Origin of the sequence: Geopseudomonas aromaticivorans (genome assembly GCF_019097855.1) — a bacterium.
Classification (GTDB): Bacteria; Pseudomonadota; Gammaproteobacteria; order Pseudomonadales; family Pseudomonadaceae; genus Geopseudomonas; species Geopseudomonas aromaticivorans.
In genome coordinates this window covers 184102-207466 of the sequence record NZ_JAHRGL010000049.1, presented here as the reverse complement: position 1 = coordinate 207466, position 23365 = coordinate 184102, and the positions used below count along the sequence as shown (strand labels likewise).

25 protein-coding genes are annotated in these 23365 nt (G+C 69.5%); 4 read left to right on the top strand and 21 right to left on the bottom strand.

The features are described 5' to 3' along the window. Positions 1-53 precede the first annotated feature (53 nt). The 10 genes from KRX52_RS15560 to KRX52_RS15515 all read right to left on the bottom strand — a co-directional run bounded on the left by KRX52_RS15560 (position 54) and on the right by KRX52_RS15515 (position 8349). Positions 54-371 carry a hypothetical protein gene (locus tag KRX52_RS15560; protein ID WP_217682633.1) on the bottom strand — a complete coding sequence of 106 codons (318 nt, stop codon included), beginning with the start codon at positions 369-371 and terminating at the stop codon, positions 54-56. Between the two features lie 2 nt (positions 372-373). Continuing rightward, positions 374-1279, bottom strand: a complete 906-nt coding sequence (locus KRX52_RS15555) for an alpha/beta hydrolase family protein (protein WP_217682632.1) — start codon at positions 1277-1279, stop codon at positions 374-376. A gap of 5 nt (positions 1280-1284) precedes the next feature. Then, the gene (locus KRX52_RS15550) at positions 1285-1791 is read right to left on the bottom strand and encodes a PAAR domain-containing protein (RefSeq protein WP_217682631.1); all 507 of its coding nucleotides are present in this window, start codon (positions 1789-1791) and stop codon (positions 1285-1287) included. A gap of 11 nt (positions 1792-1802) precedes the next feature. Further along, positions 1803-2207: a type VI secretion system baseplate subunit TssE gene (gene tssE / locus KRX52_RS15545; RefSeq protein ID WP_217682630.1), complete on the bottom strand. Its 405-nt coding sequence runs from the start codon at positions 2205-2207 to the stop codon at positions 1803-1805. A gap of 6 nt (positions 2208-2213) precedes the next feature. Continuing rightward, positions 2214-3689 (bottom strand): type VI secretion system contractile sheath large subunit, encoded by a 1476-nt coding sequence (gene tssC / locus KRX52_RS15540; RefSeq protein WP_217682629.1) that lies wholly within the window; start codon positions 3687-3689, stop codon positions 2214-2216. 25 nt (positions 3690-3714) lie between these two features. Continuing rightward, positions 3715-4221, bottom strand: a complete 507-nt coding sequence (tssB, locus tag KRX52_RS15535) for a type VI secretion system contractile sheath small subunit (protein WP_217682628.1) — start codon at positions 4219-4221, stop codon at positions 3715-3717. An 18-nt stretch (positions 4222-4239) separates the two neighbouring features. Continuing rightward, positions 4240-5802, bottom strand: coding sequence for a type VI secretion system protein TssA (tssA, locus tag KRX52_RS15530; RefSeq protein ID WP_217682627.1), 1563 nt, complete (start codon positions 5800-5802; stop codon positions 4240-4242). A 507-nt stretch (positions 5803-6309) separates the two neighbouring features. After that, complete coding sequence (gene znuB, locus KRX52_RS15525; protein WP_217682626.1) at positions 6310-7098, bottom strand: zinc ABC transporter permease subunit ZnuB; 789 nt, start codon at positions 7096-7098, stop codon at positions 6310-6312. Next, positions 7091-7867 carry a zinc ABC transporter ATP-binding protein ZnuC gene (znuC, locus tag KRX52_RS15520; protein WP_217682625.1) on the bottom strand — a complete coding sequence of 259 codons (777 nt, stop codon included), beginning with the start codon at positions 7865-7867 and terminating at the stop codon, positions 7091-7093. Before znuC ends, znuB begins: the two co-directional genes overlap by 8 nt. After that, on the bottom strand, positions 7864-8349 hold the full coding sequence (locus KRX52_RS15515) for a Fur family transcriptional regulator (RefSeq protein WP_217682624.1): 486 nt from the start codon (positions 8347-8349) through the stop codon (positions 7864-7866). The genes znuC and KRX52_RS15515 overlap by 4 nt, the downstream gene beginning before the upstream one ends. Positions 8350-8414: 65 nt before the next feature. On the opposite strand from KRX52_RS15515, the gene KRX52_RS15510 reads away from it, so the two are divergent. After that, the gene (locus KRX52_RS15510; RefSeq protein ID WP_217682623.1) at positions 8415-9422 is read left to right on the top strand and encodes a zinc ABC transporter substrate-binding protein; all 1008 of its coding nucleotides are present in this window, start codon (positions 8415-8417) and stop codon (positions 9420-9422) included. Between the two features lie 3 nt (positions 9423-9425). Here the strand turns inward: KRX52_RS15510 and KRX52_RS15505 are convergent, their stop codons facing one another. Continuing rightward, positions 9426-9926, bottom strand: a complete 501-nt coding sequence (locus KRX52_RS15505; RefSeq protein WP_217682622.1) for an HPP family protein — start codon at positions 9924-9926, stop codon at positions 9426-9428. A gap of 107 nt (positions 9927-10033) precedes the next feature. Here KRX52_RS15505 and KRX52_RS15500 point away from each other — a divergent pair, with 107 nt between their 5' ends. Then, positions 10034-10600: a TetR/AcrR family transcriptional regulator gene (locus KRX52_RS15500; RefSeq protein WP_217682621.1), complete on the top strand. Its 567-nt coding sequence runs from the start codon at positions 10034-10036 to the stop codon at positions 10598-10600. A 25-nt stretch (positions 10601-10625) separates the two neighbouring features. On the opposite strand, the gene KRX52_RS15495 is transcribed toward KRX52_RS15500, so the two are convergent. Then, positions 10626-11078, bottom strand: coding sequence for a methyltransferase family protein (locus tag KRX52_RS15495; RefSeq protein WP_217682620.1), 453 nt, complete (start codon positions 11076-11078; stop codon positions 10626-10628). A 69-nt stretch (positions 11079-11147) separates the two neighbouring features. Continuing rightward, positions 11148-11720: a DUF6436 domain-containing protein gene (locus KRX52_RS15490; protein WP_217682619.1), complete on the bottom strand. Its 573-nt coding sequence runs from the start codon at positions 11718-11720 to the stop codon at positions 11148-11150. Positions 11721-11830: 110 nt separating this feature from the next. On the opposite strand from KRX52_RS15490, the gene bipL reads away from it, so the two are divergent. After that, complete coding sequence (gene bipL, locus KRX52_RS15485) at positions 11831-12763, top strand: phospholipase BipL (protein ID WP_217682618.1); 933 nt, start codon at positions 11831-11833, stop codon at positions 12761-12763. A 116-nt stretch (positions 12764-12879) separates the two neighbouring features. Then, complete coding sequence (locus KRX52_RS15480; RefSeq protein ID WP_217682617.1) at positions 12880-13488, top strand: DedA family protein; 609 nt, start codon at positions 12880-12882, stop codon at positions 13486-13488. 88 nt (positions 13489-13576) lie between these two features. Here the strand turns inward: KRX52_RS15480 and KRX52_RS15475 are convergent, their stop codons facing one another. From KRX52_RS15475 to acsA, 8 genes are all read right to left on the bottom strand, one after another. Next, complete coding sequence (locus tag KRX52_RS15475) at positions 13577-15007, bottom strand: RtcB family protein (RefSeq protein ID WP_217682616.1); 1431 nt, start codon at positions 15005-15007, stop codon at positions 13577-13579. Further along, positions 15004-16119: a molecular chaperone DnaJ gene (dnaJ, locus tag KRX52_RS15470; protein WP_217682615.1), complete on the bottom strand. Its 1116-nt coding sequence runs from the start codon at positions 16117-16119 to the stop codon at positions 15004-15006. The genes KRX52_RS15475 and dnaJ overlap by 4 nt, the downstream gene beginning before the upstream one ends. A gap of 3 nt (positions 16120-16122) precedes the next feature. Next, positions 16123-17985, bottom strand: coding sequence for a molecular chaperone DnaK (dnaK, locus tag KRX52_RS15465; protein WP_217682614.1), 1863 nt, complete (start codon positions 17983-17985; stop codon positions 16123-16125). A 91-nt stretch (positions 17986-18076) separates the two neighbouring features. Beyond that, on the bottom strand, positions 18077-18328 hold the full coding sequence (locus KRX52_RS15460; RefSeq protein ID WP_217682613.1) for an acyl carrier protein: 252 nt from the start codon (positions 18326-18328) through the stop codon (positions 18077-18079). 14 nt (positions 18329-18342) lie between these two features. Continuing rightward, complete coding sequence (locus KRX52_RS15455) at positions 18343-19515, bottom strand: dihydrolipoamide acetyltransferase family protein (protein ID WP_217682612.1); 1173 nt, start codon at positions 19513-19515, stop codon at positions 18343-18345. A gap of 124 nt (positions 19516-19639) precedes the next feature. Further along, the gene (locus KRX52_RS15450) at positions 19640-20611 is read right to left on the bottom strand and encodes an alpha-ketoacid dehydrogenase subunit beta (protein WP_217682611.1); all 972 of its coding nucleotides are present in this window, start codon (positions 20609-20611) and stop codon (positions 19640-19642) included. Continuing rightward, on the bottom strand, positions 20608-21603 hold the full coding sequence (pdhA, locus tag KRX52_RS15445; protein ID WP_217682610.1) for a pyruvate dehydrogenase (acetyl-transferring) E1 component subunit alpha: 996 nt from the start codon (positions 21601-21603) through the stop codon (positions 20608-20610). Before pdhA ends, KRX52_RS15450 begins: the two co-directional genes overlap by 4 nt. Then, positions 21600-23360, bottom strand: a complete 1761-nt coding sequence (gene acsA, locus KRX52_RS15440) for an acetate--CoA ligase (RefSeq protein ID WP_217682609.1) — start codon at positions 23358-23360, stop codon at positions 21600-21602. Before acsA ends, pdhA begins: the two co-directional genes overlap by 4 nt. Positions 23361-23365 lie beyond the last annotated feature (5 nt).

The window sequence follows — 23365 nt, the reverse complement described above, 5'->3', positions numbered from 1 at the left end:
AACGGGGCTTATAACCGGATGCCTCAATGGCCATAAGGTGCCTGCAGTTCGCCTTAAAAGATTTCACTGAAGACCCAGCCGTTGAAACGAATCAGGGCGCAAAGAGGAAGCAATGCGAAAATCAGCAACGACCAAAGCGACAAGGCATTGCGTGTCTTGAGGAAGCGCGAGAAATAGCGGATCAGCATCACGGCACTAATCCCAAGCAGGGGAATGTAGGCCACAAGAAAGACTGAAAACAGCCAGCCAAAAGCATTGCCTTGAAGCGAGTGGCCGAGCAGCGTCAGATCAACGGGCCAGTAGCTGTCAGGCTCATTGAATGTCATGGCGAGCATCAGCAGGGAGAGGGCGAGGAGCGTGTAACGAAGCATGTTCAGCGCAGTCCCTTTGCATGGAGGGATTTGGCCAGTTGACGACGCCTTGCTCGCCCTGCAGGGTTGTTTCCCGAGTAATGGAAGTGTCCCTCGGCGGTAGGCATCTGATTGGCCAGCTTGAGTGCAGAGTCAACGATCTGTTGGTCACTCATTCCTGCGAAAATAGGGTCACCCTGACTCACTAGATCGACGATGTGGGTGTTTAGAATCTTGGGGTGGTTGCATACTGCCGCTTTAAGGCTGGCATTGATCGGGGCGCCGATTAGAACCAGATGGTTCACAGTGACCCCTTTGCGGGCGTGGAAGATTGCGGTGCGTGCAGCGATCACCGCTCCCCATGAATAGCCAATGATGTTGAACTGGCCTGCTGCTGGCAGGGACTTGCCGATACCTATGCTGGCAAGTGAAAAGTCTGTGCTTTTTATCGCTTTCAGATCTCGGCCGAGTTTGATGGCGAGCAGGTCGCTGGTTGGTATGCACTCGACCCTGTCGTACTGGCGGACGGTGATAAGTCCGAACAGGTATTTCTTCTCGATGTATTCACTGCCGTAGGTGCATTTCTGCAGCTCGCCATACTCGAAAACCACCGGGTCGGTTTCGTCCTGGTTATAGAGGGCCACTGCAGAGGCATCGCCAAGCATGTCGACCAGGGATGGGACGTAGCTGTCCAGCCCGGTGACAAGGGATGAGTAGTTTCCATGGACTGGGTTTGCTATCCCGACCTCCTGTAGCGCGGAGACCATATCCTCGTTGTAGGAGCCGACCATGCCGGCACCGCCGAGAAATACAGTCAGTCCTCGTTCAACGACCAGCGCTTTGGGGGCCGTGTCTGACGCGGGAGTGCTTTGCCGCGATGCAATCTTCTTGTAAGTGCCGGATTGGCTGCTGATCACTTCCTGAGTCATAAGTATCAGTCTTCCATGGCTACGTAGATGTCGATCTTTTCAGCTTTTGCGTGGCGCGCGATGCGGTGTGTCCTACCTTGGGCGTCAGTGGTTCCAGATTCTTGGATACCGTTTTCCCGGACGAGCAGATATGGCTGATTGGCTATGGGGGTACCTTGCTCATCCGTGAGCACGAACTGCTCATCGAACCCGGGAATTTCCACAGGGAGGGGGGAGACAAATGACGCTCCACCCCCACTGGTCCCGATCAACACCGTCCCCGACCCCCCCACCACCACATTGCCATGGCTGCCTACCGAGCCCAGCACCACCGCCGGCTTGCCGTTGATCAGCACGTTCGGAATCAGATTGCCGCTCATGGCGCCCCCACAAGAGGACGCATCGCCCATGCGTGCGGCCGGCAGGCCGTCGAACAGCACGTCGGGCGAGCCGGCGGCGATCGGGTTGCTGCCGTGGCCCGGGAGCGGGCAGGCGGTGGGGTCGCCCAGGCGGGCGGCGGGTTTGCCGGACATCCTTGTTCTCCTTAACTGACCTTGACCTGGCCGCTGCCGTCCAGGCGCGCGGCGAAGCTGACCTGGCGGCTGAAGCCGTCCACTTCCAGCCAGCCCTCGATGGCGAAGGCGAGGCTGAGCGGGTCGTGGTCGCGCGGCAGGGAAACCACCCGCACCTGACGCAGGCGCGGTTCGTAGGCCTCGATGAAGCGCTCGATGGCGGCACGCGCCTGCTGCAGCGAGTCGTGCAGCGACAGGCGCATGTCGTTGAGATCGGGCAACCCGTAGTCGGGCAGCGTCTGCACGCTACCCGCCCGGGTGCTGAGCATCTTGGCCAGGTGGGCAGCCACCGAGGCCATCACGGCGACTTCGTGACTCCAGCCAGCGCGCTGGCCGGCTTCACCGCCGAGACGTTCGAACAGGCTGCCGTAGGCCATGGCCGCTTACTCCTTGTCCAGCTTGCCGACCAGCGACAGGGTGAAGTCCGCCCCCATGTACTTGAAGTGCGGGCGCACGCTGAGGCTGACGCGGTACCAGCCCGGCTCGCCGTCCACCTCGCTGACGGCGATCTGCGCGGCGCGCAGCGGACGGCGGCCGCGCACTTCGGCGCTGGGGTTGTCCTGGTCGGCGACGTACTGGCGGATCCACTTGTTCAGCTCGCGCTCGAGGTCGCTGCGCTCCTTCCAGGAGCCGATCTGCTCGCGCTGCATGACCTTGAGGTAGTGGGCCAGGCGGTTGACCACGAACAGGTAGGGCAGCTGGGTACCGAGCTTGTAGTTCAGCTCGGCGGCCTTGCCTTCCGCGCTGTTGCCGAAGAACTTCGGCTTCTGCACCGAGTTGGCGGAGAAGAACGCGGCGTTGTCGCTGCCCTTGCGCATGGTCAGGGCGATGAAGCCTTCCTCGGCCAGCTCGTACTCGCGGCGATCGGACACCAGTACCTCGGTGGGGATCTTGGTCTCGATCTCGCCCATGCTCGCGAAGTGGTGCAGCGGTAGGTCCTCGACCGCGCCGCCGCTCTGCGGGCCGATGATGTTCGGGCACCAGCGGAACTTGGCGAAGCTGTCGGACAGGCGGCTGGCGAAGGTGTAGGCGGTGTTGCCCCACAGGTAGTGCTCGTGGCTGGCGCTGACGCCTTCCTTGTAGACGAAGGTCTTCACCGGATTCTCTTCCGGATCGTACGGCGTGCGCAGCAGGAAGCGCGGCACGGTCAGGCCGACGTAGCGGGCGTCTTCCTGCTCGCGGAAGCTCTGCCACTTGGCGAACTGCGGGCCGTCGAAATGGTCCTTGAGGTCCTTGAGGTCGGGCAGGCCGGTGAAGCTTTCCAGGCCGAAGAACTTCGGTCCGGCGGCGGCGATGAACGGCGCGTGGGCCATGCTGGCGACGCTGGCGACGTACTGCAGGGTCTTGACGTCCGGCGCGCTGGGATCGAAGAAGTAGTTGGCGATCAGCGCGCCGACCGGCTGGCCGCCGAACTGGCCGTACTCGGCGGTGTAGACGTGCTTGTACAGGCCGGACTGGAAGATCTCCGGGCTGTCCTCGAAGTCCTCCAGCAGGTCCTGCTTGGAGGCATTGAGCAGCTCGAGCTTGATGTTCTCGCGGAAGTCGGTGCGGTCCACCAGCAGCTTGAGGCCGCGCCAGGACGACTCCAGCGACTGGAACTGCGGGTGGTGGAGGATTTCGTCCATCTGCCGGCTGAGCTTGGCGTCGATCTCCGCGATCATGCGGTCGACCATGGCCTTCTTCACCGGCTCGTGTTCGTTCTGCGGCTTGAGCAGCTCCTCGATGAAGGCCGACACGCCGCGCTTGGCGATCGAGTAGGCCTCGTCATCCGGGGTCAACTTGGTCTCGGCGATGATGCGGTCGAGAATGCCGGCATCGGCGGTATTGCGACTGCTTGCTACTGCTGCACGGGTACTCATGAATCAGCGTCCTTGTCGGTTGAGATCAGGAATCCAGCTTGTCCTGGGCGGCCAGGCCCAGCTCGGCGAGCACGCGCTCGCGCGAGTCGTCGTCGGCCAGCACGCTCTCGATGGCCTTGCGGAAGGCCGGCGCATTGCCCAGCGGCCCCTTCAGGGCGACCAGGGCATCGCGCAGCTCCATCAGCTTCTGCAGCTCCGGCACCTGCTCGACCAGGTTGGCCGGGTTGAAGTCCTTCATCGACTCGATGCGCAGCCGTACGGCCAGCTCTTCGTCGCCCGGCTCGTCCTGCAGCCGGTTGGGCACGGCGAGGGTCAGGCTCAGCTCCTGCTTGGCCAGGACGTCGTCGAAGCTCTGCTTGTCGATGGCGATCGGCTTGCGGTCCTCGATCTTGCGGTCGTCGCTGCGCTGGGTGAAATCACCGAGCACCATCATCTTCAATGGCAGCTCGATCTCTTCCTGGGCACCGCCGGCGGCGGGCTTGAAGGTGACGTTGATGCGTTCCTTGGGGGCTACCGTGCCTTCTTTGGCCATGTGGGTTCTCCATGTCGGTCATTCCAGTACCACCTCGAGGTCGAGGTGGCACAACCTGCGGTAGATCTCTTCCTTGCGTTCGCGCACCACGTGGCTCTGCGGCAGCAGCTCGCAGCAGCTGTGCAGAAGTCGCAGCACTTCCAGGGCGAGATCGGGCTCCCAGTCGCCCAGGCCGGCGGCCTGCAGCGTCTGGTCGAGCGATTCGAGTTGGGTCTTGGCCAGTTCGTACTTCTTGGCGGCCAGGCACAGGCGGACCAGGCTCAGTTGCCAGAAGAAGCGTTCCCGTCCGCCGCGAGCCTGGCCCAAGCCCCGCTTGAGCTGCTGCACGGCGGGCTTCAGGCCGTCCGCGCGCAGCTGCGGCAGCACCTGTTGCAGGGCCTCCTCCCAGGCCGGCAGCGCTCCCGCATCCACCGGCACCGCCGGGTGCCCGGCCTGCGGCAGCTGCAGGTGCGGCAGCACATGGCTGGCGATCCAGGCGCGGGTGTGCGCATCGGCGAACGGCGCGCCATCGTGAAAGCGCAGCTCCTCGATGCCAGGCACCCGTTGCAGGAACAGCGCCAGCTGGATCTCCACCTCGCGCATGGCCTGGGCGGCATCCAGCTCCTGCAGGCATTCCCACGCCAGGCGCTGGCCGTCGAGCCAGAACGGCGCGCGGGCCATGCTGGCCTCGAGGTCGACCAGCAGGTCGGCGTACAGGCCCTGGGCAAAGCGCTCGCGAAACCCCGCCAGCTTGTCCGCGGGCAGGCCGCGCAGCGGGGTGACCTGCTCGGCATTGCGCTCCGGCAGGCTGTCGATCGGCAGCCACAGCAGGGTACGGCTCAGGCGCAGGGCGCGCAGGTCGCTGGCCTTCTGCTTGAGCCACCAGGCGCAGAGCGGGCGGGCGGCCTCCTGCTGGCTGCGCAGCGCCTTGTGGGCGTCCTTGTCGTTGTCGACGGGGCTGTTGGCAGCGAGGATCTGGGTGGCGACCTGCTTGACCTGGGCCAGCGCGGCGCCGACCTTGCCGGGTTCCGGGCGGCCCTGGGCGGCCCGTTCGACCAGCTCGTCGAGGCGCCGGCAGAACGGCAGCAGCAGCGGGGCCGCGTCGCCCAGCTGCTCGCTCAGGCAGGCTTCGAGCGCTCTCAGCAGCTCGGCGAGGGCGCGGAACAGCGGCAGCTGCTCGCCGATCGGCACGTCCTCGGCCAGCGCCTGTTCCAGGCGCGGCACCAGCCAGCCGATGGCGGCCGCACGGGTGCGTGGCTTGCGGGGATGCAGTTCGTCCCAGTGCTGTAGGCAGAGGTGATGCAGCAGGCTGAGCCCGGCGTGCAGGCCGGTGAAGGAGTCCCGCTGGTACAGGCTCCAGGTCAGCCAGGCGGCGACCCGCAGATCCTTGGACTGCTCGCGCAGCACGGCCTCGCTGCCGGAGCGCACCAGCTCCCAATCGATGCCGGCGGTTTCGTGCAGGGACGCACTCTTGCCCAGCTCGTTTTCGAGCTGCTCGAAGGCGGTCGAATAGCGCACGTCGCCGCCGGAAAATTCGCCCGGACTAATTGGCGTGCAGGCCACTTCCATATAATGAGTGGCCAACTTGCTGGAATAGGTCATCCGTTGACTCAATATATAGAGAGGTATTATTCAAGTTGCCGCGAGAAACATTACGGGCGCCTGTCGATATCTTTGCTGTGCAACTTCTTGCGCACTTGTGGTGGCAGAAAGCTGCGCACATCCCTTGCTCGGCGGGCATCCTAGAGCGCTGTCGGCGGTTTAACAATGTGCCGGCGAATAAACCATGCTGTTCATATGGAAATATGGGAGTGGTGGCACAGTTTGTGTGTGAATGGTTTCCATATTGTCCGGGGGGATTGCTGCGATATTCCGCCTTGTGGATATTCGCGGCAGGTTTGGCGAGTACGGGTGATATTGCCGTGATGGCAGTTGGATAGACTTTTGCGATGTGGCGTTCGGCTGGCAGAGTGCGAATGGCGAGGCGGGATTTGGCGGCGGGCGGCGGCGTTTGCTTGCGCGGCCGTGCTCGATCGGGTGCGACCGCCTGCCGTCAGGAGGGTTACCCCGCCCAGGGCTGCGCGGCCTGGGCGGGGTGGTGCGCAGGCCTTAGGCAGCCCGACGCGGCAGCAGGAAGCTGAAGAGGAACAGCCCGGCGGCGCTGACCACGATGGACGGCCCGGCCGGGGTGTCCTGGTACCAGGACAGGGCCAGGCCGCCACACACCGCGACCAGGCCGACCAGGCTGGCGCCGGCGGCCATCTGCTCGGGGCTGCGCGCATGGCGCTGCGCGGCGGCGGCGGGGATGATCAGCAGCGAGGTGATCAGCAGCACGCCGACGATCTTCATCGCCACGGCGATCACCACGGCGATCAGCAACATCAGCGCCAAGCGCAGGGCGCCGACCGGCAGGCCCTCGACCCTGGCCAGCTCCTCATGCACGGTGAGCGCCAGCAGCGGGCGCCACAGCCAGGCGAGCACGGCCAGCACCAGCAGGCTGCCGCCGATGATCCACAGCAGGTCGCCCTGGCCCACCGCCAGCAGGTCGCCGAACAGGTAGGCCATCAGGTCGACGCGCACCTCGTCGAGGAAGCTGATGGTGACCAGGCCCAGCGACAGGGTGCTGTGGGCGAGGATGCCGAGCAGGGTGTCGGCGGCCAGCGGCTGGCGCTGCTGCAGGGTGACCAGCAGCACGGCGAGGATGATGCAGCCGACGGTCACCGCCAGGGTCGGGCTGACGTCGAGCAGGAAGCCCAGCGCCACGCCGAGCAGGGCGGCGTGGGCGAGGGTGTCGCCGAAGTAGGCCATGCGCCGCCAGACCACGAAGGAGCCGAGCGGGCCGGCGACCAGCGCCAGGGCGAGGCCGGCGAGCAGGGCGTTGAGCAGGAAGTCAGCCATGGTTGCAGTGGGGGCCGTGGATGTGGGGTTTCTTGGGCAGCACCACACCGCCGTGCAGGTCGTGGGCGTGGTCGTGCTGGTGGTGGTAGATCGCTAGGGCGCGCGCGTCGTTGCCGAACAGCTCGCGGAACGCCGGGTCGCCGCTGACCTTGTCCGGGTGTCCAGAGCAGCACACGTGGCGGTTGAGGCAGATCACCCGGTCGGTGGCGCTCATCACCAGGTGCAGATCGTGGGAGACCATCAGCACGCCGCAGCCGTAGCGCTGGCGCAGGCGGCCGATCAGCCGGTACAGCTCGGCCTGGCCGGCGACGTCGACGCCCTGCACCGGCTCGTCGAGCACCAGCAGTTCCGGCTGGCGCAGCAGGGCGCGGGCCAGCAGCACGCGCTGCAGTTCGCCGCCGGAGATGCGCTGCAGCGGGCTGTCGATGACGTGGGCCGCACCGACCTCGCCCAGCGCGCTGAGGGCGCGAGCGCGGTCGACGCCCGGCACCAGGCGCAGGAAGCGCAGCACCGACAGCGGCAGGGTCGGCTCGACGTGCAGCTTCTGCGGCATGTAGCCGATGCGCAGCTTGTCGCGCCGCCACACCTCGCCACCGTGCGGCTTGAGCAGGCCGAGCACCACGCGCACTAAGGTGGTCTTGCCGGCGCCGTTGGGGCCGATCAGGGTGACGATCTCGCCGGGCTTGAGCTCCAGCTGCACGTCTTCCAGCACCGCCTTGCCGGCGAAGTTCACGCCGACGCCGTCGAGGCGGATCAGGGTGTCGCTCATGCGGCCTCCCGGCACTGTGCGCACAGGCCGACCACTTCCACCACCTGGCCTTCCGCGGCGAAGCCGACGTCGGTCGCGGCGGCGAGGATGGCCTCGCTGATGGTCGGCTGCTCCAGCTCGATGGCGGTGCCGCACTGGCGGCAGATGAGGAAATGCCCCTGGTGGGTCTGCCCCGGATGGTTGCAGCCGATGAAGGCGTTCAGCGAGGCCAGGCGGTGGATCAGGCCCTGTTCGAGGAGGAAGTCCAGCGCCCGGTAGACGGTCGGTGGCGCCGCGCGGCGGCCATCCTCGCTGCTCAGCACGCCGAGGATGTCGTAGGCGCCGAGCGGCCGGTGGCTGGCCCAGACCAGCTCGAGCACGCGGCGGCGCAGGGCGGTCAGGCGCGCACCGTGTTGCGTGCACACCTCATCGGCAGCGCTCAGGGCGCTGCTCACGCAGTGGCTGTGATCGTGGGGATGGCAGGCCAGCGGAGTGGACGTCATGGCAGACACTCCATGGGAAAGGGATGTTATTGTATAACAATTTCCTCCCCGAGAGAGGCTCCATCATGTTCCGTCCGTCTTCTCTGCTGCCCGCCGCCGCCTTAGCCTGGCTGCTGGCCACCCCGGCGCTGGCGCTGGCCGAGGTCCGCGTGCTGACCAGCATCAAGCCGCTGCAACTGATCGCCGCCGCCGTGCAGGAGGGCGCCGGCAGCCCCGACGTGCTGCTGCCGCCGGGTGCCTCGCCGCACCACTACGCCTTGCGTCCCTCGGACGTGCGCCGGGTGCGCGAGGCCGCGCTGCTGTACTGGATCGGCCCGGATCTGGAGGTGTTCCTGCCGCGGGTGCTGGACGGTCGCCAGCAGCCCAGCCTGGCCGTGCAGGAGCTGGCCGGCTTGCACCTACGCCGTTTCGGCGCCGAGCACCGGCACGACGAGGAGGGGCATGCCGACGAGCATGCTGCCCACGCGGACCAAGAGGAACACGACGAGCACGGCCATGACGAGCATGCCGCCACGCCGGGGCACGCCGAGCACGACGAGGCGCACCGCCCCGGCAGCCTGGATGCCCATCTCTGGCTGCTGCCGGCCAATGCCCGGCTGATCGCCGCGCGCATGGCCGCCGACCTGGCCCAGGCCGACCCGGCCAACGCCGCGCGTTACCAGGCCAACCTGGCGGCCTTCGAGCAGCGCCTGAAGGTCGTGGATGACAAGCTCAAGGCGCGTCTGGCGCCGCTGGCCGGCAAGCCGTTCTTCGTCTTCCACGAGGCCTTCGACTACTTCGAGGAGGCCTATGGCCTGCAGCATGCCGGGGTGTTCGCGGTGAGCGGCGAGGTACAGCCGGGCGCCCGCCACGTCGCGGCCATGCGCGAGCAGCTCAAGGCCGCCGGGCCGAGCTGCGTGTTCAGCGAACCGCCGCTGCAGCCGCGGCTGGCGCAGACCCTCAGCGACGGCCTGCCGGTGCAGCTGGCCGAGCTGGATGCCCTGGGCTTCGAGCTGCCGGCCAAGGCGGGCGGCTACGAGCGCCTGCTGGAGAGCCTCGGCGACGGGCTGGCGGGCTGCCTGGAGCAGCTCTGAGCTTCACAGCCAGTAGCGCGGATAGCTGTTGCGACTGCGGGCGTTGTTGAGTCCCCAGGCGACCAGCACCACGATCAGCGAGCCGGTCAGCACTGGCGTGAACAGGAAGCTCAGCGGCGCGTGGCTGGCCAGGACCACCAGCGGATTGGCCCCGGCGGGGGCGTGCAGCGTGCGGGTTTGCTGCATGAGCGCCAGGGCCAGGCCGACGGCGATGGCTCCCGCCCACCAGGCATCGCCCAGGGTGTGCAGCACCAGCAGGCCGACCAGCGTGGCCAGCAGATGCCCGCCAACGATATTGCGCGGTTGGGCCAGCGGCGAGTCGGGGAGGCCGAAGGCCAGTACGCAGCTGGCGCCCAGGGACGCCATGAGCCATGGCGCGCCTGATACCCGGCTCAGCCAGCCCGCGGCACCGATGGCCAGCACGGCGCCGAGCAGCGAGAGGATGGTGAAGCGCCATGAGGGGGCTGGCGGCGCAGCCGATTTGAGCAGGCGGGCGAGGGGCATCGGAGATCTCCGGAAGGGGGAAACGAGGCGGTGTATACTGATCGGTATACTTTGCGAGTGTCAACCGATCGGTATACTTGTGTTCCCGTTTTCAAGAGGCGCAGTCCATGAGCACCGCCGAGAAGATCGCCGAATCGGCCCTGAACCTGTTCTACCGGCAGGGCTATCACGCCACCGGCGTGGAGCAGCTCAGCCAGGTCGCCGGAGTGACCAAGAAGACCCTCTACCGGTACTTCCCCAGCAAGGAGCAACTGGTCGAGGCGGCGCTGCAGCGCCGCGACGTCGAGTTCCTGGCGCGTCTGCAGCAGGAGCTCGCAGCGGCGCCGGCCGAGCAACGGCCGCAGACCTACGTCGAGTTCATCGCGGCCTGGGCGCAGGAGGCCGACTTCAACGGCTGCGCGTTCATCAACGCTGCGGCGGAATACGCCGCCCCGAGCGAGCGGCCGCATGTCCTGGCCAAGGCGCACAAGGAAGCGCTGCTTGCCCGGCTGGTCGAAGTCTGCGCCGCTGCCGGGCTGGCGCAGCCCGTGCTGGCGGCGCACCAGCTGTTCCTGATCGGCGAGGGCTTGATCGTGGCCTGTCAGGTCAACGGCGTGCAGGCGTCAACCTTGGCGGCGGCGCGGCAGATGGTAGCCTGGCTGGTCAGCGGGGCTGGCACGTCCGCCCCGGCCTGAGCCTTCGTCGCGGGGCGGCGCTCGGCTACAGCCAGCGCCGTACCCGCGCGCAGTAGGCCCGGTATTCGTCGCCGAACAGCCGCTGCAGCGCCCGTTCCTCCGGGGCGATCTGGAAGCGGCCGATGAACCCGACGAACAGCGGCAGCAGCAGGAAGTTGAGCCAGTTGCCGAAGACCAGCACCAGGGCGACGAGGATCAGCGCATCGCCCAGGTAGATCGGGTTGCGCGAGCGGGCGAACACCCCGCCGGTCACCAGTTGCGTGGCGCGCTCGGGCTTGAGCGGATTGACCGTGGTGCGCGCGCGCAGCATCGTCCAGGCCGCCGCCGCCATCAGGCCGAGGCCGGCCAGCGCCACCAGTCCGGCCAGCGGCCGCTGCAGGGCGAAGGCGAAGCCGCCGAACGGCAGGTGCCTGGCGAGCTGCCACATGAGGCCGGCGAGCAGCACGACCACCAGCGGCGGGGGGAACAGCAGGGACATGGGCTACTCCTTCGGCTCAGGCGGCAATCGCGCTGACTGCAGCGTAGAACACTCGGCGAGTCGCTCGCCTCATTCTTCCTGCCACGCGCAATAGCAGCCCACCGCCAGACTGCCGGTGCTGTGCACCGCCCGCCCGGCCAGCAGTGCCTCCAGCACCGGCTCGATGAAACTGTTGCCGGAGGTGCAGGTGGCGCCTTCGCTGTAGGGGCCGACGTAGGCCAGCTTGCCGTCGCGATCCCAGATCGCCACTGCCGGGCTGGCCGGCAGGTGTTCGGCGCCGGGCAGCTCGGCCAGCGGCTGCAGGGCCTTGAGGGTGTCCGGCAGCTGGCCGCGGCTGCCGGGTTTCTGCCAGACATGGAAGCTCACGCCCTGGCCGGCGAAGCGCTGCACCAGTTCGGCCAGGTGCTGCTGGTTGCCGACGTTACACGGGCAGGGCGGGTCCCACAGGTGCACCACGCGGATCGCGCCCGGCCCGGCCAGTCCGGCGGGCAGGCGCAGGCCGGCGGCGTCGAACAGCACGGTAGTCTCGCTGAACGGGCGGATGTAGCGGGCCTGGTACCACTGGTACAGGCTCCACAGCGCGACGGCGGCGATCAGGACGAGCAGGCTGGTGATGACGGTCTTGCGGCGAGGCAGGGGCATGGCGGGCGCGTCGGCGGAAAATGACGGTCAAGCTTGCCATGTCGCGCGTCCGGTCTGAAGATCGACATTAGCCACCCATCAGCACAGTCCGCCGCCGCGCGGCCGAGTCCATGAACGAAACCTTCGATCCCCAGCGTCTGCGCCAGCAACTGCCCCCTCTGTCCGCCGCGGCGGCGGAGAGCGGCCCGCAGGTGCAGGCCTACCGGCGCTACTACGGCCTGCAGCACCGCGCGGACATCCACAGCCGCCTCGGCTGGGTCGAGGTCGAGGGGCGCAAGCTGGCCGTGCAGGGCTGGTGGCGTGACGACGCGCGGGCGACCATCCTGCTGCTGCACGGCTACTACGACCACATGGGCCTGTACCGCCACGTGTTCGACTGGGCGCTGGCGATGAACTTCGCCGTGCTGTCCTGCGACCTGCCCGGCCACGGCCTGTCCGAGGGGGCGCCGGCGAGCATCGGCGACTTCGCCGAATACCAGGCCGTACTGGCCGCGCTGTTCCAGGCCGCGGAGTTGCTGCACCTGCCGCAACCCTGGCACCTGTTCGGCCAGAGTACCGGCGGCGCCATCCTGCTCGACTACCTGCTGACCGGCGCGCCGCGGCCCGACCTCGGCCAGACCGTGCTGCTCGCCCCGCTGGTGCGCCCGCACGCTTGGGCGCGGGCCAAGCTCAGCTACCACCTGCTCAACCCCTTCGTCAGCCAGATCGCCCGGCGCTACAGCGACAACTCCGGCGATACGGCCTTCCTCGACTTCGTCCGCCGCGACCCCATGCAGGCGCAGATCCTGCCCACCGCCTGGGTCGGCGCGCTGGCGCGCTGGATCCCGCATATCGAGAGCGCCCCGCGCTCGGGGCAGAGCCCGCTGATCATCCAGGGCGACGCCGATACCACGGTGGACTGGCAGCACAACCTGGGCGTGCTGCAGGACAAGTTCCACCAGCCCGAACAGCTGATCCTGTCCGGCGCGCGCCATCATCTGGTCAACGAGGACGAGGCGCAGCGTCGGCGGCTGTTCGAACTGCTGGGCGAACGTTTCGCCTGAGCGGTGCAGCCGGCGGCGCCTTCCGGGCTGCGCCGCTGTTATCATGGGCGCAGACTCAACCCGTGCGGAGCACGGCATAGACAACCCAGGCGCGCTGGCGCGAGAGAGTTCCACGAATGTTTGAAGGCATAGTCGATTTCATCGGGCAGACGGGCTACCTCGGCGTGTTCCTGCTGATGGTCTTGGAAAACGTCTTCCCGCCGATCCCCTCCGAGCTGATCATGCCGCTGGCCGGCTTCGCCGCTGCCAAGGGCGAGATGAGCGTGCTCGGCGTGCTGCTGGCGGGCACCGCCGGTTCGGTGTTCGGCGCCCTGCCCTGGTACTACGCCGGCTATTTCTTCGGCAGCGCGCGGCTGAAGAAGCTGGCCGGGCGTTTCGGCCGGGTGATGACGCTGTCGCCGCGCGATGTGGACGTCGCCTCCGAATGGTTCGAGCGCCACGGCTGGCAGGCCACCCTGTTCGGCCGCCTGGTGCCGGCGGTGCGCACCCTGATCTCGGTGCCCGCCGGCATGGTGGCCATGCCGATGCGCGCCTTCCTGTTCTATTCGACCCTCGGCTCGCTGGTGTGGACTGGGCTGCTGACCTGCGCGGGCTACCTGCTGCACGGCCAGTACGCACTGGTCGCCGACTACGTCGACCCGCTGTCCAAGGTGGTGGTGCTGGTGGTGGTCGGCGTGTACCTGTACCGCCTGGTGACCCACAAGGGCGCCAGCGCCGAGGCCTGAGCCGGCGGCCCCGCACTCTCGTCATCCAGCCCGAGGCCCGTGCCTCGGGCTTTTTGTTTCTGGCCTTGGGGTCTGTGCGGGCCGCGGCTCAGCCCTTGACGCACACCAGCGGGCGCAGCCGCGCCACCCGCCGCGCCAGGCCGGCGCGCTCGGCGGCCTCGACCACTGCGCCGACGTCCTTGTAGGCCAGCGGCGCCTCCTCGGCGACGCCGCGCAGGCTCGGGCTGCGGATCAGGATGCCGCGCCGCGCCAGCTCGTCGACCACGCCGCGGCCCTGCCAGCGGCGCAGCGCCTCGTGGCGACTCATCGCCCGCCCGGCGCCGTGGCAGGCCGAAGCGAAGGCGTGCTCCGGGTTGCCGCCGCTGCCGGCGAGAATCCACGAGCTGGTGCCCATGCTGCCGCCGATCAGCACCGGCTGGCCGACCGCACGGTACTCGGCCGGCAGCTCATGGTGGCCGGGGCCGAAGGCGCGGGTGGCGCCCTTGCGGTGGACGAATAGGCGGCGGCGCTCGCCATTGACGATATGGCTCTCCTCCTTGCAGGTGTTGTGCGATACGTCGTAGAGCAGCGGCATTTGGATGCCGGGGAACAGCTCGGCGAACGCCTGGCGGGCCAGGTGGGTGAGGATCTGCCGGTTGGCCAGCGCGCAGTTGATCGCCGCGCGCATGGCGCCCAGGTAGCTCTGCCCCAGGTCCGATTTCAGCGGCGCGCAGGCCAGCTCGCGGTCGGCGAGCGCGATGCCGGCGCGCGGCGCGGCGATCACCATCTCTCGCAAAAAATCCGTGCCGATCTGGTGGCCCATGCCGCGCGAGCCGCAGTGGATGGTGGCCAGCACGTCGCCAACCGCCAGGCCGTAGGCCTGCGCCGCCTTGAGGTCGAACAGCTCGTCGACCACCTGCACCTCCAGGTAGTGGTTGCCGGAGCCGAGGGTGCCCATCTCGTCGCGCTGGCGGTGCTTGGCCTCGGCGGACACCTCGGCCGGCACGGCGCCGGCCATGCAGCCGCCTTCCTCGATCCGCGCCAGATCTTCCAGGCTGCCGAAGCCCTGCTCCACCGCCCACTTGGCGCCGCCGCGCAGCATGGCGCCCATCTCCGCGCCGGTCAGGCGCAGCGCGCCAGTGCTGCCGAGGCCGGCCGGGATGCGCCGGAACAGCACGTCGGCGAGGCGCTCCTTGACCGCCTCGATGTCGGTCTCCTGCAGGCCGGTGTGCAGGCTGCGCACCCCGCAGGAAATGTCGAAGCCGACCCCGCCGGCGGACACCACACCGCCCGCGTCAGGATCGAAGGCGGCCACCCCGCCGATCGGGAAGCCGTAGCCCCAGTGGGCGTCGGGCATGGCGTAGGCGGCGTCGACGATGCCGGGCAGGGCGGCGACGTTGGCCAGCTGCTCGCCGACCTTGGCGTCCATCGCCTCGAGCAGCTCGCGCGAGGCGAAGATCACCCCCGGCACGCGCATGGCGCCGTGTTGGGGCATTTCCCACTCGAAGGGGGCGCGCTGGCGGAACTGGTTGAGGTTCATGGTTTGCTCCTGCCGGCCGCTTCGCGCAGCCGGCGCAGTTGTTCGTAGAGGCTGCGCTCCTCGGTCGTGAGGTGCGCCGGCACCTGCAGCACGAGGCGCAGCAGCAGGTCGCCGCGGCCGGCGTGGCCGAAGTGCGGCAGGCCCTTGCCGCGCAGGCGCAGCACGGTGTCGGGCTGGGTGCCGGGCGGCACCCTGACCTTGGCGCTGCCGTCGAGGGTCGCCACCGACAGCTCGGTGCCGAGCACCGCATCCAGCAGCGCCAGCTCCTGCGGGCGCCAGAGGTCGGCGCCGTCGCGTTCGAAGCGCGGGTCGGGTTGCGAGCGCACCACCACGAACAGGTCGCCGGCCTGGCCGCCGGGCGGCGCCGGCATGCCGTGGCCGGGGATGCGCAGGGCCATGCCTTCCTCGACGCCGGCCGGCACCTTGACCGTCAGCGTCTCGCCGCGCTCCAGGCGGCCGCTGCCGTGGCAGTCCGGGCACGGCTGGTCGATGAAGCTGCCGACGCCATGGCATTCGGCACAGGGGCTGATCTGCTGGTAGAGCACGCCGCCCTCGCGGCGGCTCTTTACCGCCTGGCCGCTGCCCTTGCAGGTCGCGCACTGGCGCGGCACCGTGCCGGCCTTGGCGCCGCTGCCCTGGCAGGCCGGGCAGGGTTGCGGGCGTTCGAGGTGCAGCCGCTCCTCGCCGCCGTGTAGCACCCGCTCCAGCGGCACCTGCAGCAGCATCTCGATGTTCTCGCCGCGCGGCGGGCCGGTGTGGCGCGCGTGGCCGCGGCCGCCGAAGAAGCGCTCGAACAGCCCGCCGCCGTCGAAGCCCATGCCGCCGAGTAGGTCCTCGAAGTCGATGCCGCCGAACAGGTCTTCCGGGCGCAGGCCCTCGACCCCGGCGAAGCCGCCGGCGTCGTAGTCGGCGCGCTTCTTCGGGTCGGAGAGCACCGCGTAGGCCTCGGCGATCTCCTTGAAGCGCGCTTCGGCGCCCGGCGCCTTGTTGCGGTCGGGGTGGTACTGCATGGCCAGGCGGCGGAAGGCGTCCTTGATCGCCTTGGCGTCGGCCTCCTTCGCCACGCCGAGCACCTCGTAGTAGTCGCGTTTCGCCGCCGCGGCCTCGGCCATCGCTCACTCCTGGTGGTAGTCGGCATCCACCACGCGGCCGCCGGGACCGGGCTTGGGCTCGTTCGGCTGGGCGCCGGGCGGGTAGCGCACCTCCTGGTAGGGACCGCCCGCGCCGGGCGGCTGGGTCTGCGCATAGATCACCGTGCCGGCCTCCTTGAGCAGCTTGCGCAGAGTTTCGACGCGCTCTTTGGCCAGCGCCACGTCGCGCTGGTCGCAGGCCGCCTTGGTCTGGCGGCGGGCCTGTTCCAGGCGCTCCTTCATCTCCTGGGTCAGCTTGTCGGCGAAGTCGGCGAGCAGCTTCTCGGCCTGGTAGCTCAGGCTCTCGGCGCCGTTGAGCGTTTCGGCGTCCTCGCGGCGCTGCTTGTCGGCGTCGGCGTACTGCTCTGCTTCCTTGACCATGCGCTCCTTGACGTCGCGGGCCAGGCGCGTCGAGCCGCTGATGCGCACCGACTGGCTCTTGCCGCTGGCCAGGTCCTTGGCCGACACCTCGAGGATGCCGCTGGCGTCGATGTCGAAGCTGACCTCGATCTTCGGTACGCCGCGCGGCGCCGGCGGGATGCCGTCGAGGTTGAACTGGCCGAGGCTGACGTTGTCGGCGGCCATCGCCCGCTCGCCCTGGAACACGTGGATGGTCACCGCGCTCTGCAGGTCGGCGGCGGTGGTGAAGGTCTCGGTCTTCTTCACCGGCACCGGGGTGTTGCGCGCGATCAGCGGCGTGGCCACGCCGCCGAGGGTCTCCACGCCGAGGGTCAGCGGCGTGACGTCGACCAGCACGATGTCCTGCACCTCGCCGGTGAGCACCCCGGCCTGGATCGCCGCGCCGCAGGCCACGCACTCCATCGGATCGACGCCCAGCTCGGCCTGGCGGCCGAGCAGCTCCTCGAAGAAGGCGCGCACCACCGGCATGCGCGTCGGCGCGCCGACGAAGACGATGCGGTCGATCTGCCGGGGAGTGATGCCGGCGTCGCGCAGCGCCTGCTCGACCGGCGCGCGGCAGCGCTCAATCACCGGGCGCACCAGGCGCTCCAGTTCGGCGCGCGACAGGTCCAGCTCCAGGTGCTGCGGCTGGCCGCCGGCCACGCCGATGTACGGCAGGCTGAGGTGCGCGGTGACGCTGGTGGACAGCTCGATCTTGGCCAGCTCGGCCGCCTCCAGCAGGCGCGCGGCGGCCTTCGGGTCCTGGCGCACGTCGATGCCACTCTGTGCGCGGAAGCGCTCGGCCAGCGCCTCGAACAGCACCTGGTTCATGTCGGTGCCGCCCAGGCTGGTGTCGCCGCTGGTGGCCTTGACCTCGAACACACCCTTGCCGAACTCCATGACGGTGACATCGAGGGTGCCGCCGCCCAGGTCGATCACCGCGATGCGCAGCTCCTCGCCGGCACGATCGAGGCCGTAGGCCAGCGAGGCGGCGGTCGGCTCGTTGACCAGGCGCACCACCTCCAGCCCGGCGATGCCGGCGGCGTCCTTGGTGGCGCTGCGCTGGTTGTCGTCGAAGTAGGCCGGCACGGTGACCACCGCCTGGGTCACCGGCTCGCCGAGGAACGCCTCGGCGTCGCGCTTGATCTTCTGCAGCAGGAAGGCCGACAGCTGCTCGGGGCTGAACTCGCGCTCGCGCAGGCGGATGCGCTCGCGGCTGCCCATGCGCCGCTTGAACGCGGTGGTGGTGCCCTCCGGGTTGGCCGCCGCCTGGCGCCGTGCCGGCTCGCCGATCAGCATCTGCCCGTCGGCGGTGATCGCCACGTAGCTGGGGAAGGCCTTGCCGCCGAGGCTGATGCCCTCGGCGCTGGGGATCAGCACCGGCCGCCCGCCGCGCAGCACCGCCGCGGCCGAGTTGGAGGTGCCCAGATCGATGCCGATGATGGCCATGGCGTGGTTCTCCGTTGGGGGAGTGGCGCCGTCCCGGGCACGGGTGTCATCGAGTCACTATAGGTCAGCGATTGGTGACGGAGCGGGCCGGTCATCCGCCCGCCAGCCGCTGGGCCAGATAGGCCAGCAACACGTCCAGCGTGGTCAGTTGCTGGTAGTCGGCCTCAGGGATGTTCACCCCCAGGCGCTGGTGCAGGGCGGCGAGAAAGCGCAGCCAGTCCATCGAGTCGAGGTCGACCTCGTCGCGCAGCGGGCGGTCGCCGCGCAGGGTGTCGGGCTCGACTTCCGGGGCGATGCCCTGCAGGGCGGCGAACACCTCGCGGCGCAGCTGGACGTCATCCATCGGTTTTTCTCTCCTCACAGGCAGTCGGGTTGCTGCAGGCGGCGGCGCACCTCGGCGAGGAAGCGCGCGCCGTAGTGGCCGTCGCTGGCGCGGTGGTCGGCGGCCAGGCTGAACTGCGCGGTTGGAATCGCGCACAATTTTCCATCATCCACCCACGGCCGCTCGGCGATGCGGCCGACGCCGACCAGCGCCACCTGCGGCGGGTAGATCACCCCGAACACGCCATCCACCCCCTGGTCGCCGAGCTGGGTGACGGTGAGGGTGGCCTCGCTCAGCTCCGAGCTGCGCAGGGAAAAGCTGCGCGCGCGCTGCACCAGATCGCCCAGCTCCTCCATCAGCTGTGGCAGCGGCTTGGACGCGACGTCGTGCAGCGCCGGGGCGATCAGCCCGCCCTGGCGCAGCGCCACCGCCACGCCGAGGTGGATGCCCGGCCCCGGCTGGAAGGCGCCGTCGATCCAGAAGCCGTTGAGCTGGGGGTAGTCGCCGAGGGCCAGGGCCACCGCCTTGAGTACCAGCACGCCGGGCAGCAGGCGCCGCTCCGGCGGCAGCTCGGCGTTGTACGTCGCCAGCCAGGCCAGCGCGGCGGCCATGGGCACCGTCTCGCTCAGGTAGTAGTGGGGGATCTCGCGCTTGGAGCGGCTCATCGCCGCGGCGATGGCCTGGCGCATGGCGGCGTGGCGCTCCTGCGCGGTCGCCGGTTGCGCGGCGGGCCTGCTCGCGGCAGCGGCTTCGACGTCGGCCAGGCTCACCGCACCCTGCGCGCCGGTGCCGGCCAGAGCGGCGGGATCGATGCCCAGCTCGGCGGCGCGCTGGCGGGCGGCGGGGGTGATGCGCGGGCGGCTGGTCGGCTGTGTGCCGGGCGTCGGTGCAGCCGGAGCTGGTGCCGGTTGGACGGGCTGTGGCGCGGCGACGGTTGGAGGCGGGGTGCGCGGCGCGGTTTCCGGCGACTCGCCGGCTTCCAGCAGGGTGGCGATGGGCGTGCCCACCGGCACCTTGGCGCCGGGCTGGATCAGCAGCTCGAACACAGAGCCTTCCTGCCAGCACTCGATCTCCACCGCGGCCTTGGCGGTGTCGACTACCGCGACCACCTGGCCGCGTTTGACCGGATCGCCCGGGGCGACCTGCCACTCGACCAGCGTGCCCTCGTCCATGTCGGCGCCGAGGGAGGGCATCTTGAATTCGATCATCGGTTCCCCTCACCACGTTGATGGCTCCCACGCTCCGGCGTGGGAGCTCAGGGCCGGGCGCTCCTGCGCCCTCGGGACGCCGGAGCGTCCCCGGCGGCGTGCCCACGCGGGAGCGTGGGCACGATCACGACAGCAGCCCCTTCGCCGCCGCCACGATGCCCGGCACCTGCGGCAGCGCGGCGTCCTCCAGGTGCTTGGCGTAGGGCGTCGGCACCTCGGCGCTGCATACCCGCGCCGGCGGGGCGTCGAGGTCGAAGAACGCCTGCTCGACGATGCGCGCGATGATCTCGGCGGCCAGGCTGCCGCTGCGCCAGCCTTCGTCGACCACCAGGGCGCGGCGGGTCTTGCGCACCGAGGCGATCACGGTGGCGTCGTCCAGCGGGCGCAGCACGCGCAGGTCGAGCACCTCGGCGGAAATGCCCTCGCCGGCCAGCTGTTCGGCGGCCGCCAGCGCCTTGCCCAGGGTGCCGCCGTAGGCGATCAGGGTCAGGTCGCTGCCCGGCCGGCGCACCCGCGCCGAGCGGATGTCGACCACTTCCGTCTCGTCCAGCTCGCCCTCCATGTTGTACAGCGCGCCCTGCTCGAACAGCAGCACCGGATCGGGATCGGCCAGCGCCAGGGCGAGCATGCCGCGGGCGTCCTCCAGGGTGGCCGGGGCGAGGATCTTCAGGCCGGGGATGTGCGCCAGCCAGCCCTCCAGGCTGTGCGAGTGCTGCGCCGCCAGCTGGCGGCCGGCGCCGGTGGTCATGCGCACCACCAGCGGTACCGAGAACTGCCCGCCGGACATGTGGCGCAGGGTGGCGGCGGTGTTCACCAGCGGGTCGAGGGCCAGCAGGCTGAAGTTCACCGTCATCACCTCGACGATCGGCCGCAGGCCGCCGAGCGCCGCGCCGACGCCGGCGGCGACGAAGCCCAGCTCGGACAGCGGCGTGTCGCGCACCCGCTGCTCGCCGAACTCCTCGAGCAGGCCTTTGGTCACCGCGAAGGTGCCGCCGTAGCGGCCGACGTCCTCGCCCATCAGGAACACCCGCGGATCGCCCGCCAGTGCCTCGCGCAGCCCCTGGCGCAGCGCCTCGCGGTAGGTGATGCGGCTCATGCTCCGCCCTCCGGGGTGTACACGTCGCGTTCAAGATCCTCGACTGGCTCCAGCGTACCGGCCTCGGCGAAGGCCACCGCGGCCTCCACCTCGGCGGCTGCCTCGGCTTCCAGCGCCGCCACGCCGCTCGCAGCGAGCAGCCCGTCGGCAATCAGCCGCGCGCTAAAGCCCTGGACCGGGTCGCGCTGCTTCCAGGCCTCGACCTCGGCCTTGTCGCGGTACAGCTCGGGGTCGAACATCGAGTGGGCGCGGAAGCGGTAGGTCTGGTATTCGAGGAACACCGGGCCGTGGCCGGCGCGCACCTGCTTGGCGGCCAGCCGGGTGGCCTGCTGCACGGCGACCACGTCCATGCCGTCCACCGCGCGGGCCGGCACCTTGAACGCCTCGGCCTTGGCGCACAGGTCGGTCTGCGCCTGCGAGCGGGCCAGTGCGGTGCCCATGGCGTAGTAGTTGTTCTCGCAGCAGAACAGCACCGGCAGCTGCCACAGCGCGGCGAGGTTCAGCGACTCGGCGGCGGCGCCCTCGGCCAGCGCGCCCTCGCCGAAGAAGCAGGCGGTGATGCGCTTGCCGCCCTGCATGCGCTCGGCCAGCGCCAGGCCGACCGCCAGCGGGATGCCGCCGCCGACGATGGCGTTGCCGCCGTAGAAGCGCGTGGCGGCGTCGAACAGGTGCATGGAGCCGCCGCGCCCGTGGCAGCAGCCCTCCGCCCGGCCGTACATCTCAGCCATGATCGCCGCCATGCTCACCCCGCGCAGCAGCGCGTGGCCGTGCTCGCGGTAGGTGGCGACCACCGCGTCGTCGGCCTCGAGGGCGTGCAGCGCACCGGTGGCCACCGCCTCCTCGCCGATGTACAGGTGCAGGAAGCCGCGGATCTTACCCTCGCCGTACAGCTCGGCGGCGCGCTCCTCCATGCGGCGGATGCGCTGCATGTCGCGCAGCAGGGTCGTGGCGAACTCCGCCGGGTAGGGCACTGAGCTCGTACTGGGGCTCATGTCGGGTTCTCCAGGGTCGAGGTGTCGCCCTCGGGCAGGCCCAGCTCGCGGGCCTTGAGCAGGCGGCGCATCAGCTTGCCGCTGCGGGTGCGCGGCAGGCTGGGCAGGATATCCAGCTCCTTGGGCGCCACCGCCGCGCCGAGGCGCTTGCGCGCGTGGCCGAGCAGCTCGTCGTGCAGCGCCGCGCTGGCCTGGTAGTCGCCCTTGAGCGAGACGAAGGCCTTCACCGCCTCGCCGAGGATCTCGTCGGGCTTGCCGATCACCGCTGCCTCGGCCACCGCCGGGTGCTCGAGCAGCGCGCTCTCCACCTCGAACGGGCCGATCAGGTGGCCGGCCGACTTGATCACGTCGTCGCTGCGGCCGACGAACCAGTAGTAGCCGTCGGCATCGCGGCGGGCCAGGTCGCCGCTCAGGTACCAGTCGCCGGCGAAGCAGCGCCGGTAGCGCTCCTCCTGGCCGAGATAGGCGCGGAACATCCCCGACCACGGCTGCTTGAGCGCCAGCTCGCCGATGGCCTCGTCACCGAGGATTTCCAGACTGCCGTCCTCGCGCTGGTGGACGATGGCCGCCTCGATGCCCGGCAGCGGCTGGCCCATCGAGCCCGGCTTGATCGCCATGGCGGCGGTGTTGGCCAGCATGATCCCGCCGGTTTCGGTCTGCCACCAGTTGTCGTGGATCGGCAGGCCGAGCACTTCCTGGCCCCACCACACCGCCTCCGGGTTGAGCGGTTCGCCGACGCTGGCGACGAAGCGCAGGGCCGGATACGGGTGCGCGCGCGCCAGCTCGTCGCCGGCCTTGATCAGCAGGCGGATGGCGGTCGGCGCGGTGTACCAGACACTGACCTGCTCGCTTTTGAGGATGCCGTACCAGCGCACCGCGTCGAAGTCGGCGCAGTCGACCACGCTGGTGACGCCGAGCAGCAGCGGAGCGAGGATGCCGTAGGAGGTGCCGGTGACCCAGCCGGGATCGGCGGTGCACCAGAACACGTCGTCCGGGTGCAGGTCGAGGGCGTACTTGCCGGTGACGTAGTGGGTCAGCGCCGCGCCGTGCACGTGCAGGGCGCCCTTGGGCGTGCCGGTGGTGCCGCTGGTGAAGTGCAGCAGCGAGGGGCTGTCCGCCGTGGTCGGCGCCACCGGAAAGTCGTCGCCGGCCTGGTCCAGCAGCCGGCGCAGGTCGTGGGTGGCGGGGATCTGCACGCTGCCGCCGTTGTCGTCGAACAGCAGCACGTGTTTCAGCTGCGGCAGCCGCTCGCGGATCGCCGCGACCTTGCGCCGGTACAGGGATTCGCTGGTCAGCAGCACGCTGCCCTCGCCGAGGCGCAGGCGGGTCTCCAGCGGCTCCGGGCCGAAGGCGGAAAACAGCGGCGACACCACGCAGCCGGCCTTGAGGCCGCCGAGCACGCCCAGATACAGCTCCAGGCCGCGGTTGCACAGCACGAACAGCCGCGCGCCGGGTTGCACGCCAAGGTTGCGCAGCACATTGGCGAAGCGGCTGGTCTGCCGCGCCAGCTCGCCATAGCTGACCTCGCGGCGGCAGCCGTCGCGGAACAGCAGGCGCAGGGCGCAGTGTTCGCGCAGTGGCCCGGCGGCATGCCGGTCGACCGCCTCGTAGGCCAGGTTGAGCCCGCCGCCGGGCAGGCCGGTCAGGCCCTTGGCCTCCTCCTCCCAGGAGAAGGCGGCGCGCGCCTGCGCGGTGGCCGGCCAGTTAGGCGTCACCCGCAGCTCGGCGGGCGTCTTGTCGATCAGGTTCGGGCGCATCGCTG